Origin of the sequence: Chryseobacterium sp. MMS23-Vi53, assembly GCF_047651245.1 — a bacterium.
In the GTDB taxonomy this organism is placed as follows: Bacteria; Bacteroidota; Bacteroidia; order Flavobacteriales; family Weeksellaceae; genus Chryseobacterium.
In genome coordinates this window covers 386,722-402,530 of the sequence record NZ_CP180265.1, presented here as the reverse complement: position 1 = coordinate 402,530, position 15,809 = coordinate 386,722, and the positions used below count along the sequence as shown (strand labels likewise).

Below are 15,809 nucleotides of genomic sequence, written 5' to 3'. Positions count from 1 at the left end.
AATTTAAAATTAAATTTGAGCTAAAAATAAATTGATATAACCTGCCGATAATTCAGGAAACTGATGTTGCGGCCCATGTCCCGATCCATGCAGAATAATATGCTGAATACTCGGAGCATTTTGCAACAACGGAAACCAATTATCTGTCGCAAAACTAATGTCATGATCTCCGGAAAGGACTAAGACAGGCGTTTCCAAGGTCTTATATTTTTCACGGAAATTGAGCGCATCTTCTTTAAAACTTGCCGTTCCAGAAAAATACCTCTCAAATACCTCCATCGTCGACGGAATCAGGCTTGGATCCAATCTTTGTCCGATTCTTTTATGAGATTCCTCTGCTGCTCTTTTGCTGCTTTCCAAAGCGGGTTCGAAGAATAAATAGTACTCATCTTCAAGATCGTTGACAGGTTTCAATGCATGGTCGAAAAACACCTGTTCAATCGGAATTTCATTGTCACCGGGCGGATTTGTCCCAATTAAAACGGTCTTCATTACTCTGTCTAAGTTTTGGAACATCACGGTTTGTGCAATCAGTCCACCGTAAGACCAACCCAAGACATTAAATTTTTCAATACCAAGATAATCTGCCAATTGCGGAACGGTAGCTGCAACTTCTGTCACATGCAGTGGAAGATCTCCTTCCGAACTTCCGATTCCCGGATAATCGAATAGAATAATTGTATTATTTTCTGCTAGTTTATCCAAAAATAAAGGATCCCAAGTCTCCATTATTCCTCTGAAGCGGTTCACAAAAAACAAGGGATTTCCTTTTCCAAACTGGCGATATGCAACGTTTTTTTCATCAATAGCTGCAAATCTTGTTTCTGATGTTAAAGCATTTGAATTCATGATTTTAGGATTAAAAGTCTAACATCAAATGTAAGAAATTAATGGCCATGTGCAGCTATACTTACGTCTTTCCATTCTTCAATGTCTTTCAGACGGTTTGTATATACTTCATTTATTGCATTGTAGGCGATTTTCCCGAATAATAATCTTAACGGAGGGTTTTTGCTGTCGACAACTTTTAAAATAGGTTCAACAGTCGCATTCGGATCTCCCCAAATCTCTGAGTTGTTAGAAGTCTCTCCAAAACCTTCTCTTACAGGGTTGTAATCCGCAATATCTGAAGTTGTTTGTGTTGCTGATGCTCCTGCCCAGTCTGTAGAAAAACCGTTTGGCTCGATCAAAGTGAATTTTATTCCTAAATGTGCCACTTCTGATGCAATTGTTTCACTTAAACCTTCCACAGCAAATTTTGATGCGTTATATAATCCCAACATAGGAAGCGTTGTTAATCCCAAAAAACTGGAAACCTGAATGATATGTCCGCTTTTTTGTGTTCTCATCACAGGAAGCACAGCTTGCGTCACCCATAATAAACCGAAAAAGTTGGTTTCCATTTGAGCTCTTGCTTGTTCTTCAGTCGTTTCTTCCACTGTTCCGAAAAGTCCGTAACCAGCGTTATTGATCAGAATATCAATTGTTCCAAAATGATTTTTGATTTTTTCAACTGCACTTTTTACATCGTCTTTTTTCGTTACATCCAATTGTACAGGAAGAATATTCTCTCCATATTTTTGAACCAAATCGTCTAAAGCCGAAATATTTCTCGCGGAAGCTGCTACTTTATCTCCTCTTTTCAAAAATGCTTCTGCCCATAATTTTCCGAAACCCCTTGAAGCACCTGTAATAAAAACTGTTTTTGCCATTATTTTATTTTTTTTAATGTGTTAAAATGTTTTGTTTGATTTTCTTATGACAAAGGTATTTCAAGAGCCTGTGGAGGATGTAGCACATTTTCGCGAATTATTAGCACAGAATTACGAATGGAGTTTATTTCTTTTTTTTAGGAGCTTTTTCCCGCTTTCCATTACAATCTTTTTTTTCAAAAAAGGATTTTCATTGCAATCGGGGCTAGAAATTAGGATTGGTGGCTTCGAGTTCCTCAGCCACCATAGAAGTTTTGTTATAAAAACAACGGAACGAAAAACTCGAGAGGGAATCCCCAAAGGACGACTTAAATCAGGGTAGGTCGAAATCCTATCAAATTAATAATAACAAAATTAGTCATCAATAAAAAACGAAAAAGTCCGGAAAAAATTCCAGACTTTGATTTATTCTATTGGTTCGAGATTATTTTTTTGCACCCGTCGCACCCAATTTAGACTTTACAGTTGGAGTAATATCCTCACCTCCATCCATATAAGCGATTTGGCTGTTTCCCTGAGAAGCTGCAATATCAAATACATAAGCCAACCCTTTTTCTTTAGCTACCGCAGAAATTGCGCTTGAAACTTTTTGCTGAATCGGAGCGAACAATTCAGACTGTTTTTTAGAAACATCCTGAGCTGCCTTTGTTCTAGCCGCTTCAATATCTTTTCCTAAAGTCTGAAGTTCTGTTTGTGCAGTTGTCAATTCTTTAATCACGGTTTCCTTGTTGGCCTCACTTATCGTTTTTTCCTTATCCTGAGCTGCTTTTAGCTTAGTTTGATAAGTTGTAATCATTTTTTCGATTTCACCTTGTTTTGTTTTGGTGAAAGTATCCAAAGAAGCCTCTGCTGTTTTTGCTTCAGGAAGGTTTGCGAAAACATCATCCGAGTTTACATGACCGATTTTTTGTTGCGCACTGGCAAGGTTTGAAGTAAGAAATAATCCTGCAGCTACAGAAGCTACTGTAATTAATTTTTTCATTTTATGTAAGAAAATTATTGTTATTTAAATTTTAAAATTGAGCAAATATAATAAATATAACTACATTGCTAGTGATATGAACAAAAAATAAGAAGCCCGGAGCATATTTTCCGAACTTCTTATTGAAAGAATATTAAGTAAAAAATAAAAAGTATTACTTAAAAATTATAACGAAGCCCCAACTGTGCCTGGAATCTCGATGCAAACTGGTCGATTGTATAAGGCAGTCCAGGAGTTGTAAAGTTGTACGTTGGATCTCCTGCAGACGGCTGTCCTGTGGCAATATTTCCAACTTTCGTTAAACCAACACTCGCTGTGGAATTGAAGGTATTGGGTACAAAATATACTTTCCCCCAATCTTTATTCAACAGGTTCGTAAGATTAATAATACTTAAAGATATTTGAAGCGTATTTTTTGATTTTTGGCTTAATCTGATTTCATCCATAATTCTGAAATCAGCCTGAATATTCCAAGGAGTGAAATCTCCATTTCTTTCCGTAAATTTTCCTCTTCTGCTGTTTAAATATGAATTACTACTAACGAATTTCTCATAATCCGCAACCTGCTGAGCAGTCGTTACAATAATGTTTCCTGAACCATCTTTAATCGGAGCGATATATTTTGTTGCTTCCGCAGCGTCTTTAAAGATATAAGCCAAGCCTGCAGCCTGTCCTGTATTGGCAATCGTACTGTTCACAAATCCCCAAGAGAAAGGGTTTCCGGATTGTGCATTAAAGTAAACATTAGCAGATAATCTATTCGATTCCGAAAGCGGAATTGTATATCCAACATTTGCTACCACTCTATTTTTAATCGCAAAGTTTGAAGTCGTTAATTTAGGATCATTCGGTGTTAAAGACTGGTTCATTTGCCAGTTACTTTCCATTGAGTTTCTGATACCGTTTGTAATATCTTTCGCATCACCGTAAGTGTATGCTACGAAGAAATTTAAACCAAAATTATATGCTTTTTGAAGCTGTGCTGTCAAATTGTATCTGTAACCCTCTTTTGTGTTCGAAAGCATATAAGCATTAGAGAAATTACTGTTGATATTTGTAGTGTAGATCGGCATTTCATGGTTGATATCATAGCTGAAATACGTCACATTATCGGTTTTATTCACCTGCTGGAATTTTAAGTCATATAAAACTTTAGTATAAATACCTTCCAAAGTCAATTTATATCCGGAAACTGTATAATCGAATGCTAATGAACTTCTCCAAACTCTTGGCATTTTAAAATTATTATCAATTAAATCTACCTGAACCTTTGATGAATTCTGCCATTTCGGGAAATTTCCGCTTATCAATGGATCTCCGTTTGCAGCTAACTGAGCAGCTGTTGGAGCATTGTAATCATAACTACCGAAACCAACACCATCATTATAATAAGCATACCCCAACCAGGCAAAAGGAATTCTTCCCACAAAAATTCCGGAACCACCTCTCATGACCAAAGATCTATCTTGCGTAAGGTCTAAATTGAATCCTAATCTTGGAGAAATTGTAGGTTTGTTAAGATAATCGTTTGTAAGTTGGCTTAAAGGGGTGTAAGTGTAAGTGTTTCCGTAGTTTGGATCTGCCGGAGAATTTGTTACTTTCGGACTCAGTAATGGTTTGTTTGGTAAATCTGTGTAATCTACTCTCAATCCCGGTGTTAATCTCAATCTTCCTAAATTAATTTCATCCTGAAAATAAGCAGACAGCAAATTCACTTTATACTGAGCATAAGGATTATCAAACAAAGTCTGTCTGTCTGCTCCGTCAAATGCATATGTTCCTCTGATTCTTGCAGGATTTCCATTGTAGAAATCATTTAAGCTTTTATAGGAAATTCTTCCGTTTAGTGCATTTACAAAACCATAATTGATATTATACAATTCGTTGTGAGTTCCAAGCAAAAATGTGTGATGACCTGTTTTGTAAGTTAAATTATCTGTAATTTCGAAAGTCTTCTGTTTCATGTTGAAAACAGTCGCTTCTCTGTCGTTCCCTAATAAAATTGTTCCTCCGTTGTAAGAAATTTCAACCTGCGGAAACATTGCATTCTGAGAAGTAGGATCTCTGTAATCGTGAATTGATGAATATCCAAGAACTAAATTATTATTCCATTTATCATTAAAACGGCTTTTCAACTCCAAAGTTGTTGTAGAAGACGTGTTTTTCTGAATGTAATCCATGCTCGAAAAACGAAAGTTAGCTCCATCTCTTTCAAGGTTTGAGGCCTGTGAGAAAACGGTATTGTTTTTAATGGATAAGGTATGTTTATCATTAATTTTCCAGTCTAATTTGTTGAAAAGTTTACCACTTTCAGAAAAATTGTTGTACTGATCGAAGCTTCCGGCATTGAACCCATATTTATTTCTAACAAAATCAGAGATTTGTTGTGCAACATCATGACTTACCAAAGCACCTTGGTCTCCTGCATTATAAAAAACAGGATCTGTTCTTTTTGTATATTCGATATTGCTGAATAAGAATACTTTATCCTTCACAACAGGCAATCCTACTCTCCCACCGTAAATGAAATCTTCGAAAGAACTTGGCATCTTAGAATTGTCGCCCACTCTGTTTCTTCCTGTAATAGAAGCATTTCTGCCGTACATATACAAAGATCCTTCCACATTATTGCTACCGCTTCTGGTTACGGCATTGATACTTCCACCCAGGAAATTTCCTAGCTTTACATCATAAGGAGCGATATAAACCTGCACATCCTGAATGGCATCCAAACTGATCGAGTTCGAACGCGTACTGCTTCCCGGCATTCCCGAAGTTCCCGTTTGTCCGCCTAAAGATGGGCTAAATCCAATCGCATCATTGTTTATAGAACCGTCGATTGTTACGTTGTTATATCTAAAGTTTGTTCCGTTGAAAGAGTTATTAGCACTTTGTGGGATCAATTTTGTAACATCCTGAATTCCTCTGTTGATATTCGGAAGTCCGGAAATCTGCGCCTGACTAATTCCCACCCCAAATTTCGCCGGTGTCGATCTTTTGGAAGTCAGTTTTACTTCATCAATTACCTTTTCTTTGTTCCCGACTTCTACTACAGGAAGGTCGTTGTTCCCTAATGAAAGCTGTACATTGTTGTTGGAATAAACAACATTGGCTCCATCCATGATCTCAATGTTGTAAGGACCTCCAGGTTGTAAATTGTCTAAGCTGAATTGTCCTTTGCTGTTACTTTTTGTTTCGAAAGTACTGTTGGTAGGAACATGAGTAACTTTTACAGTCATTTCGGAAGTTGTTCCTCTTAGTCTTCCGAAAATTTTAGAACTGGTTTCCTGCGAGAAAGCAAGGCTGAAAGATAATAATGCGATAGCACAAATTATTTTTTTCATTTTTTTATACTTCAAAATTGTACTGCAAAAGTATTTCGAAGTGCATTCTCAGTGCGTTAACACACAGATAACATTACATGACAAAATATTTAATATTTCCTTAAAAAAAAATTAAAAAGACTTATTTGGAATTTTTGTTTTAATGATTTCAAGAATTAAATTTTTCAAAAAATCCAATGTTTATCGATGTTTTAGGCTTTAATTTTTATTTAAGTTTTTTTTAACTTTAAGTTTTGATTTAAAATAATCAAAAAACCTCCCATATTCAGGAGGCTTGAAGTAGTATCTAATTTCAATTAATCCGGAGTCTGAGCTTTTTCATAAATCAATCCTTCTGATTTTAACTCTTTCCAGAAATCTGTATGAATTTTTTCGTTTAAAGCATTCACGTTATCCTGAACCTGTTCCGGCCTGCTCGATCCCGGAATTATTGCTGCAAATTCATCGGAAGCCAAAACAAAATGTAATGCTGCATGGACAACATTTGTATTGTACTTCTTTGCAATTTCGTTGATCTTATCGCGTTTTTCTGTCATTCCTTTGGGAATCACATCTTTATAATTGTATCTCGGTCTTCCATTGATAAATCCTGAATTATATCCTGCACCTGAAACCAGCTTCACGCCTGCTTTTTTCACCGCAGGAAGCAGTCTATCGACCGCATCTTCATGTTCCAGAATAGAATATTGTGTGGCGGAAAGACAAATATCGGGATCGGAAGATTCAATACAGTCTAAGATAGGTTCAATTTTGTTAACACCCATTCCCCAAGCTTTTATTACACCTTGATCTCGTAATTCGGATAAAACTTTGAAAGCTCCTGCTCTGGCTTGTTTCAGGAAATATGGATAACGATCTCCAACCTGATCTTCCGACAAATCGTGAACATAAACAATATCAATATAATCTAAACAGCTTCTTTCCAGACTGTCCTCAATCGATCTTTTGATGGCATCTGCAGTGTAATTGTGTTCAAAATCATAATTTAAAGGTGCTTTCCACATTGTTGGCGGAACTTCATTTTCTGGAACTTCTACAAATAAACGCCCGACTTTGGTTGAAAAAATAAATTCTTCCCGATTTTGACCGTGAAGAAAATTTCCGAAACGTCTTTCACTTTTTGTCAAACCGTACCAAGGCGAAGTGTCGTAATATCTGATTCCTAAATCCCATGCTTTCTGCAGAACTTCGTAGGCTTCTCCGTCTGTTAAAGCTTCAAAAGCTGTTCCAATAGCAACTCCGCCTAATCCAAGTTGATGTTTTTCCGTTAAAATGTGTGATTTCATAAAAATAATATTTAAGATTTGGTTTTTAATGAAAAGCAAACATCATGCAGAGACTTTGATTTATCTTTAAAATGAATACCACATTTATTCCTTTGGCTTTATTCTTGGTGGAATATGTGTACACCACAATATCAAAAATATGAAAAAGCACATCGTCATCGTAGGCGGAGGTTTTGCCGGAATCAATCTGGTGAAATCTTTGGTAAACGACAGTAGGTTTCGAATTACATTGGTTGATAAAAATAACTATCACTTCTTTCCTCCTTTGATTTATCAGGTTGCAACCTCCTTTATTGAAGCTTCAAACATTAGTTATCCTTTCAGAAAATTACTTTCTAATTATAAAAATGTGAATTTTCATATGGGAAGTCTCGTAAAAGTAAATCCTGAAAGTAATTCCATCGAAACGGAAAATGGACATATCGATTATGATTATCTGGTTTTAGCATTAGGAACGGAATCAAATTTCTTTGGAATAGAAAACGTGAAAGCCTGCTCCCTGCCCATGAAAACCATTGATGAAGCGTTGTATTTGAGGAATTATATGCTTTTGACTCTTGAAGAAGCAGCCCGAAATAAAAATATAAAGGAAGCCCAAAAGTTACAGAACATCGTGATTGCAGGAGGCGGTCCAACAGGAGTCGAACTTGCCGGAATGATCGCTGAAATGGGCACTTATATTGCAGAAAAAGAATATCCTGAAATTAAACTCGGGCTTTCAAATATTTATTTGATTGATGCTCTTCCCACTTTGCTTTCGCCAATGAGTAAAATGGCTCAGGAAGAAGCTTATAATAAGCTTAAGAGTTTAGGTGTGAAAATTATTTTGAATACCGCCGTAAAAGATTATGTCGATGGCAAAGTGATTTTAGCAGATGGAAAAACCATTGAAACGGAAACTCTAATATGGACTTCCGGTGTTATTGGGCGTGAAGTTCCTGGAATTCCTGAAGAAAGTATCGGCAAAGGAAGAAGGCTATTGGTGGATGCTTATAATAAAGTTGAAGGAACGAAAAATATTTATGCATTAGGCGATATTGCTTTACAATTTGCAGATGAAAATTTCCCGAAAGGGCATCCGCAATTGGCGCAGGTTGCGATTCAGCATGCAAAAAATCTAGGAAAGAATTTTAAAAGAATTGAAGATGAAAAAGTGCTAAATCCATTTAAATATAATGATAAAGGAAGTATGGCGATCATTTCGAAATTTAATGCAGTGGTCGATCTTCCCAAGTTTTCATTTAAGGGATTTTTAGCTTGGTTAACGTGGTTATTTATTCATATCATTCCGTTGGTTGGATTTAGAAGTAAAGTCCGACTGGCATTTGACTGGCTGCGATTATTTATAACGAATAATCCTTCGATAAGATTAATTTTAAGACCAAAAAGAAATACAAGTAAGCACGAGTAATTTTAAGGTTCATGATATATTTCATAAATTTACGGAACTCTAACAATTCTGTTACAGAATAAAATTCTCCAAAAGTGAAAATTCACAATAAAAAAAAGTTTCTCAGTTTTCTGAAATTTAAAAGAGACTTTCAAAAATATGGACTTGAAAAAGCACGCAGTTACGAACTTATTTTACATTGGTTAAATAATAGGCTAAGCAGAAATCAATTCTTGGTTCTTTCCGGAATTATTGTCGGTTGTTCAGCGGGTTTGGCGGGTGTTATCCTGAAAACTTTAGTTCATAATATTCATCATTTTATTACTACAAAAGTTCATTTCGAATATCAGATTTTGTTCTATATTATTTTTCCGTTTTTGGGAATTGTGCTTACAACAAGTATTGTTTTAACGATTTTCAAAGGACAGGACAGAAAAGGAATCGGTGCGATTTTGTACGAAATTGCTCAAAATTCCAGTATTGTTTCCTCCGTAAAAATGTATTCTCAAATCGTTCAAAGTGCTGTGACGGTAGGACTTGGAGGATCTGCTGGTTTGGAAAGTCCAATTGCAGTTACAGGTTCCGCGATCGGGTCCAATTTTGCGCAAACCTATCGTTTAAGCTATAAAGAAAGAACATTATTATTGGCTGCAGGCGCTACAGCCGGAATTGCCTCTGCCTTCAACGCTCCGATTGCCGGAATTATGTTTGCTTTCGAAATTTTATTGACAGGCGTTGTGTTTACAGATTTCATTCCTTTGGTTGTGGCAGCGGTTTGCGGAAGTTTATTGTCGAGAATTTTGCTTCAGGAAGATGTGCTTTTCAGGTTTTATACCAGAGAAGCATTTAATTATAAAAATGTTCCATATTATTTAATTTTAGGAATTTTCACGGGATTATACGCAAGATATTTCGTAGTGATTTCTCAAAAAGTTGAGCATTTTATTAAAGGATTAAAAATTTCCCGCTTACGAAAAGCAATGTTTGGAGGAGCAATTTTATCATTGCTTTGTGTGCTTTTTCCGCCTTTATTCGGTGAAGGTTACGATACTGTGAAAGCATTCACCAACGGAAATACACATCAAATTATCGAAAATAGTTTCTTTAGATATTTTGAAATAAAAGAAATTACGATTATCATTTTCTTAATCTTTGTTCTTTTACTAAAAGCTTTTGCCACATCATTCACGATTTTCAGTGGAGGAAATGGTGGTAATTTTGCACCTTCGCTTTTTGCGGGGGGAACGGTCGGATATCTATTTGCTATTATTTGTCAGCAGATTGGCTTTACTGATGTCCCAGTGACAAACTTAGTTCTGGTTGGGATGGCAGGTGCAATGAGCGGCGTCATGTATGCTCCATTAACAGCGATTTTCCTGATCGCTGAATCAAGTTTTGGGTATGATCTTTTTATCCCTTTGATGATCGTTTCTATCATCTCGTATTTGATGGCAAAATGGTTCTCTCCTATTTCTCCTGAATTAAAAACATTAGCAGATCAAGGAAAAATTTTCACAAATAAGCATGATAAGAATTTATTATTTTCATTAAAAACGGAAGATTTTATTGATAGGTATTCTCAGGCTATTAATGAAAATGCTCCGATTACAGAATTATTTGAGTTGGTAAAGCATGGGGATAAGAATATTTTCGCCATTATTGATGATAAAAAAACGTTGAGGGGGATTCTTACATTAGATGATATTCGTCCATATTTGTTTACAAATGACGATGCCTCTGTAACAATTGTGCAGATAATGAAAGCTCCACCGGCAATTATTCACCCTGAAAATCAGCCTTTGGAAATTTTACAGACCTTCGATGATACAGGAGTCTGGAATTTACCTGTTGTGGATCAGAATAATATTTTCATCGGATTTATTTCAAAATCAACTATTTTAATGAGTTACAGACAATTATTAAAAGAATATTCTGAATAAATTAAGATTAAAAAAATAAATGTAAAAAGCCGTTCAACCTAAAACTGAACAGCTTTTTTATTAAGAAAAAAATTAGTCTGAATTAATTACTCACTTTATTTAATACATCGACATCTTCGTTTGACAGTTGAAGTTCCGGAGCTGCAAATAAAGTTTCTAATTGAGATTCGCTTGTTGCGCTTACAATTGGAGCTGTGATTAATGGGTTTGCCAATAACCAAGCCAATGCAACAGTAGAGGGTTTTGTATTATATTTTTTACTGATTTCGTCTAATGCCTTTAAAACCTCCAATCCTTTTGGATTTAAATATTTTCTTACACCTTCTCCCCTTTGGCTCTTTGATAAGTCTGCTTCATCACGGTATTTTCCGGTTAAAAATCCTGCTGCCAAAGACCAATATGGAAATGTGCTTAATCCATACTCTTCAACAATTGGCGCATAATTTTTCTCAAAACCTTCTCTTTCCATTAAATTGTAATGAGGTTGAAGCGCAACATATTTCGGAAAATTATTTTTTTCTGCAACTTCAAAAGATTCTCTCAGCCGTTCGGGAGATACGTTGGAGGCTGCAATATAACGAACTTTTCCAGCTTTTACAATTTCATCATAAGCTGATAAAGTCTCCTCAACAGGCGTTGTATCATCATCAAAATGAGTGTAGTAGATATCGATATAATCGGTTTGAAGTCTTTGTAGGGATTCATCAACAGATTTCAAGATATGCTTTTTACTGATATCAAAACCATGCTCTTTGGTTTGTGATCCTACTTTTGTAGCAATGACCAAACCGTGTCTGTTGGCGCGGCTTTTCATCCATTTTCCTATAATTTCTTCGGATTGACCACCAGTTCCGTTCACCCACCAAGAATAGGTATCGGCTGTATCAATAAAGTTAAAACCTCCCGCAACGAATTTATCCAAAATATCAAAAGACTGTTTTTCATCTAAAGTCCATCCGAAAACATTTCCTCCAAAATTGATCGGTGCAATTGATAAATCGGTATTTTTTATTTTTCTTTTTTCCATAAAGTTGATTTAGATTAAAGAATTAATATTAATTGTACTAAAGGTAGAAAATATTACAACGCTTAATGGTTTAATCTCTCTATTGTATTCATGGTTTTTCTCAATGAAAAAAGACCAGCATAGCTGATCTTTTTATATTTTTTAAGTTGAAAATTTACATTAAACTCCGCCCATCACATACATATTTTCCATCGTTGGAGTCGGGCTTCCCCCTTGTTTTTCTAACGTGATAGCGAATGCTTGAGCATTTGGAATATTGGCAAGAGCAATTTTACTGTCTTTTTCTTCTGTGTACATTCCTGCGCTTACAGGTTTTCCGTCTGCAATCGCCCAAAGTTGATATTGCATTCCTTCCGGAGCTTTCGGTAGGCTTTCGGCATTCAGATAGACTTCTTTTGTCTTGGTATCCCAGAAAACCATGGCTTTGGAATCGGTATGTTTTTCAACGCCTTTCAGCATAACCATTTTCATATCAGGATTGGAAACCATTTCCAATTTCTGATTCATTTTCTGCATTGCAAGATCCTGATTTTTCTTTTCAGTCTGCATTTTTGCAATTTCTTCTTTATTTTTAGACTGGCTGTTCATCCAGAAAAGATTTCCGGCAACACTTACTAAAAATAATACTGAAGCTGCGATTGCAAATGTCTTCCAGTTGCTGTTTCCCTGAATTCTGATCTCTTCCTGAGGTTTTGCCGCAGGAATATCCATAGAAACTGCAGGCTGTATTTCCTCAACAGTCTGTTCCTGCTGAATTTTATTCCAAATCTTTGATTTCAAATCGATTGGAGGTGTTACTGCCTGCGCAGTAGCAAGATCTTCCAATGTTTTTTGTGTCTCTTCAAAAGCTGCCTTTACTTCTGCATTGTTTTTCATTACACACTCCAAAATCCCTGCTTCCTCAGGAGAAGCAAGACCTAGAATATATGATTCTATAATTCCGGATGATATGTATTCTTTAGTGTTCAATTTATTGATAATCTTTTAGCAAATCTTTTAATTTTATCAGCGCATTCCGCATCTTGGTTTTTACCGTACCCAGCGGTATTTTCAGTTTATCGGATATTTCGTTTTGTGTATATCCCTGATAATATGCGAGGTCGATAAGTTCCTGTTTGTCAACTTCCAGACTTTCAAGAACATTTTTAAATCCGATATAGTCGGACGAATTATTGGTCGTAGAAAGTTCTGCAGAGTTATATACGAAATCGGGAAGCGATTGGTTTTTCAATTCGTTCTGAAAGCCTTTTGATTTTAAATAATCTATCGCCGTATTTCTTGCAATATTAATCATCCAGGTGTAAAATCTCCCTTTAGATGAGTCATATTGATGAATGGAATTCCAGATTTTTACGAAAACATCCTGAATAATTTCTTCAGTATATTCTTTAGATTGAACAATTCGAAGGATCACCCCATACAACGCACCAGAATAGTTATCATACAGATGATGAAAACCGGTTTCGTTTTTTTCTTTCAATAAAACGATTAGCTGTTCTTCCGAATAGGTTGTTTTGATAGTGAATAATTTTCATTCCAAAAATAGTAAAATAAAATAAATAACAAAGACCTATTCAATTAAATTTTGATAAAAAGCTTGTTTTCAATATATAATTTTCAACAGATACCACATTTCTTCGTGGATTTCCTATTAGAATGAATTATAACTTAAAGTATTTTTAAAATTAATACTCTGATTTTTAGCTATTTAAGAAAAATATTCAATTTTTTAAATCTAAATGAAAACCAAGTTCGTAAATGATTTTAACAACAAAATTTAATACAACAATTAAAAAAATCAGAACAATGAACACAAAATCAAAAATCGCAGTTTTAGGAATGATCGCTTTATCATTTGCCTTCAGTGGAAATGTTTCAGCACAAATGAAAGAAAAAACGGTAATGGTTGGCGGCGCAGCTATGTATCCTTCAAAAAATATCATTGAAAACGCCGTAAACTCCAAAGATCACAAAACTTTGGTTGCAGCAGTAAAAGCAGCAGGTCTGGTTGAGACGCTTCAGGGTGAAGGTCCTTTCACGGTATTGGCTCCTACTGATGCAGCTTTCGCAAAATTACCTAAAGGAACAGTTGAAAATTTAGTAAAACCGGAAAACAAAGCAACACTTACTAAGATTTTAACATACCATGTTCTTCCAGGAAAATATAATGCTAAAGAAATCTGGGCGGCTGTAAAAGCAAAAGGTGGAAAAGCACCAATGAAAACTGTTGAAGGTGAAGATCTTACTTTCTGGACTAAAGGAAAAGATCTTTATGTAAGAGATGCAAAAGGAAACGATGCAAAAGTAACGATAGCAGACGTGAACCAATCCAACGGAGTGATTCATGTGATAGATACGGTGTTAATGCCTTAATGGTTTGTAGTTTAAACAGCATAAGCTTTTTTTATGCTGTTTTTCCTTTCAATTAATTAAAATTCCAGAAACACATTGTACATATATACAACCTAACACTTAAAAATAATTATTATGAAAAAAACAATCAAAGTCTCAAATCAGGGTGCTACTCTTGATACAGGAAGACGAAATTTCTTAAAACTGAGTGGTGTAGGTTTGGCAATTGCCGGACTTACATTGATCGGTTGCGACGATACCGACTACGATTTTATAGGAAATGATAAAGTTTTTGATCTCGGTTCCGGAGATGTTGGTGTGCTAAATTATGCATACGCTCTAGAACAGTTGGAAGCAGATTTTTATACCAAAGTGGTTAATAATTTCTATTCCGGAATTTCCAGCATTGAAAAAGAACTGTTTACGGATCTTTACCATCATGAAGTGATTCACAGAGATTTCTTTAAAGCAGCCATTAGCGGAGCGACATCGAATGTCCTGCCTACACTTGAATTCCAATATCCGAATGTGAATTTTAATGACAGAAATTCTGTTTTAGCAACAGCAAAAGCATTGGAAGACACAGGTGTTGCAGCTTATAACGGAGCAGGAAAATTTATTACAAATCCGGATTATCTGGTGATTGCAGGAAAAATTGTTTCGGTTGAAGCAAGACACGCTTCTGCGATCCGAAATCTTATAAATCCAGGAACAGCAGCATTTTCCGGAGACGATGTGATCGATGCAAACGGATTGGATCTTGCTAAAGAACCGAAAGATGTTGTAATGGCAGCCGGAGGATTTTTCAAAACGCCTTTCACTTGGAAAGAACAGGGAATTAATTAATTATTCACCATCAAAAATCTATTATTATGAACATTCTTAAATTACTAGATAAACTTTCGGATGATAAATTTTTCACTACGGAAGCTACAAGATTAGAAACTTTAACCAGTATTTCAACATTTGGAAAAAAAGCGGCAGTTGCTTCTGTTCCACTTGGATTGGGAGCCTTAATGTCCACTCCTGCAAAAGCGGAAACTACCACCTCATCAAATGCAACATTTTTCAAATCTGCTTTAACGGATGCTTTACAACTGGCGCTCGTTTTAGAATATCTTGAAAATGAATATTATGCAATGGGTTTGGCAGCCGGAACATTAATTCCGAATTCAGATAGACCTGTTTTCATGCAGATTTCAAAACACGAATCTGCTCATGTTACCTTCCTTAAAAATACATTAACCTCTTTAGGCGTAACACCAGGTCCGAAACCAAATTTTGATTTTACAGCCGGAGGAAATTTTACTCCTTTTACAGATTACAACCAATTTCTGACTCTTGCTCAGGCTTTTGAAGATACTGGAGTAAGAGCTTATAAAGGACAGGCAGGAAATGTAATGTCTAATAAAGTCGTTCTACAAGCTGCTTTACAAATACATTCTGTGGAAGCGCGACATGCATCACAAGTGCGAAGAATGAGAGCCAACAAAGGCTGGATAGAATTGGCAAATGGGGGAAATATGCCTCCTGCAACCAATCCTGTTTATGCCGGAGAAGACAATACAAATCAGGCCGGTTTCAATACGGCAAACGCGTTTGGAGCAGCAGCAGGTTCTGCGGCTTACGACGAGATTTTAAGTGGAAGTGATGCTCAGGCAATTGCATCTTTGTTTATTGCCTAAGTTATTTCTTAATTTTAGCTGTTAATCCCTTTTTGATGAATCAGAAAGGGATTTTTTTGTTCTTTAATCGTTGAAGGAATTTTTTCTTAAT

At 35.8% G+C, this 15,809-nt stretch carries 13 protein-coding genes; 5 read left to right on the top strand and 8 right to left on the bottom strand.

Going from position 1 to position 15,809, the window contains the following annotated elements; all coding sequences use genetic code 11:
• Nucleotides 1-9: 9 nt before the first annotated feature.
• From ACKX2A_RS01845 to ACKX2A_RS01825, 5 genes are all read right to left on the bottom strand, one after another.
• Entirely contained in the window at nucleotides 10-849 is an 840-nt protein-coding gene (locus tag ACKX2A_RS01845; RefSeq protein ID WP_415327317.1) for an alpha/beta fold hydrolase, read from the bottom strand.
• A 38-nt stretch (nucleotides 850-887) separates the two neighbouring features.
• Complete coding sequence (locus tag ACKX2A_RS01840) at nucleotides 888-1,712, bottom strand: oxidoreductase (RefSeq protein WP_415327316.1); 825 nt, start codon at nucleotides 1,710-1,712, stop codon at nucleotides 888-890.
• Between the two features lie 424 nt (nucleotides 1,713-2,136).
• Nucleotides 2,137-2,694 carry an OmpH family outer membrane protein gene (locus ACKX2A_RS01835; RefSeq protein WP_415327315.1) on the bottom strand — a complete coding sequence of 186 codons (558 nt, stop codon included), beginning with the start codon at nucleotides 2,692-2,694 and terminating at the stop codon, nucleotides 2,137-2,139.
• A gap of 158 nt (nucleotides 2,695-2,852) precedes the next feature.
• Nucleotides 2,853-6,038, bottom strand: a complete 3,186-nt coding sequence (locus tag ACKX2A_RS01830) for a TonB-dependent receptor (protein WP_415327314.1) — start codon at nucleotides 6,036-6,038, stop codon at nucleotides 2,853-2,855.
• A gap of 296 nt (nucleotides 6,039-6,334) precedes the next feature.
• Nucleotides 6,335-7,324 carry an aldo/keto reductase gene (locus tag ACKX2A_RS01825; RefSeq protein WP_415327313.1) on the bottom strand — a complete coding sequence of 330 codons (990 nt, stop codon included), beginning with the start codon at nucleotides 7,322-7,324 and terminating at the stop codon, nucleotides 6,335-6,337.
• A gap of 139 nt (nucleotides 7,325-7,463) precedes the next feature.
• On the opposite strand from ACKX2A_RS01825, the gene ACKX2A_RS01820 reads away from it, so the two are divergent.
• Together ACKX2A_RS01820 and ACKX2A_RS01815 are read left to right on the top strand one after the other, a co-directional pair.
• A complete protein-coding gene (locus ACKX2A_RS01820) occupies nucleotides 7,464-8,735 on the top strand; it encodes an NAD(P)/FAD-dependent oxidoreductase (RefSeq protein ID WP_415327312.1) in 1,272 nt (423 codons plus the stop codon).
• 74 nt (nucleotides 8,736-8,809) lie between these two features.
• Nucleotides 8,810-10,654, top strand: a complete 1,845-nt coding sequence (locus ACKX2A_RS01815) for a chloride channel protein (RefSeq protein WP_415327311.1) — start codon at nucleotides 8,810-8,812, stop codon at nucleotides 10,652-10,654.
• Nucleotides 10,655-10,736: 82 nt separating this feature from the next.
• Here ACKX2A_RS01815 and ACKX2A_RS01810 read toward each other — a convergent pair whose 3' ends face one another.
• The 3 genes from ACKX2A_RS01810 to ACKX2A_RS01800 all read right to left on the bottom strand — a co-directional run bounded on the left by ACKX2A_RS01810 (nucleotide 10,737) and on the right by ACKX2A_RS01800 (nucleotide 13,161).
• A complete protein-coding gene (locus tag ACKX2A_RS01810) occupies nucleotides 10,737-11,681 on the bottom strand; it encodes an aldo/keto reductase (RefSeq protein ID WP_415327310.1) in 945 nt (314 codons plus the stop codon).
• A gap of 159 nt (nucleotides 11,682-11,840) precedes the next feature.
• Nucleotides 11,841-12,650: an anti-sigma factor domain-containing protein gene (locus ACKX2A_RS01805; protein ID WP_415327309.1), complete on the bottom strand. Its 810-nt coding sequence runs from the start codon at nucleotides 12,648-12,650 to the stop codon at nucleotides 11,841-11,843.
• Nucleotide 12,651: 1 nt separating this feature from the next.
• Nucleotides 12,652-13,161 carry an RNA polymerase sigma factor gene (locus tag ACKX2A_RS01800; RefSeq protein ID WP_415327308.1) on the bottom strand — a complete coding sequence of 170 codons (510 nt, stop codon included), beginning with the start codon at nucleotides 13,159-13,161 and terminating at the stop codon, nucleotides 12,652-12,654.
• Nucleotides 13,162-13,487: 326 nt separating this feature from the next.
• On the opposite strand from ACKX2A_RS01800, the gene ACKX2A_RS01795 reads away from it, so the two are divergent.
• The 3 genes from ACKX2A_RS01795 (at nucleotide 13,488) to ACKX2A_RS01785 (ending at nucleotide 15,718) form a co-directional block, all read left to right on the top strand.
• On the top strand, nucleotides 13,488-14,054 hold the full coding sequence (locus tag ACKX2A_RS01795; RefSeq protein ID WP_415327307.1) for a fasciclin domain-containing protein: 567 nt from the start codon (nucleotides 13,488-13,490) through the stop codon (nucleotides 14,052-14,054).
• A gap of 114 nt (nucleotides 14,055-14,168) precedes the next feature.
• Nucleotides 14,169-14,879, top strand: a complete 711-nt coding sequence (locus ACKX2A_RS01790) for a ferritin-like domain-containing protein (RefSeq protein ID WP_415327306.1) — start codon at nucleotides 14,169-14,171, stop codon at nucleotides 14,877-14,879.
• Between the two features lie 26 nt (nucleotides 14,880-14,905).
• Nucleotides 14,906-15,718 (top strand): ferritin-like domain-containing protein, encoded by an 813-nt coding sequence (locus ACKX2A_RS01785; RefSeq protein WP_415327305.1) that lies wholly within the window; start codon nucleotides 14,906-14,908, stop codon nucleotides 15,716-15,718.
• Nucleotides 15,719-15,809 lie beyond the last annotated feature (91 nt).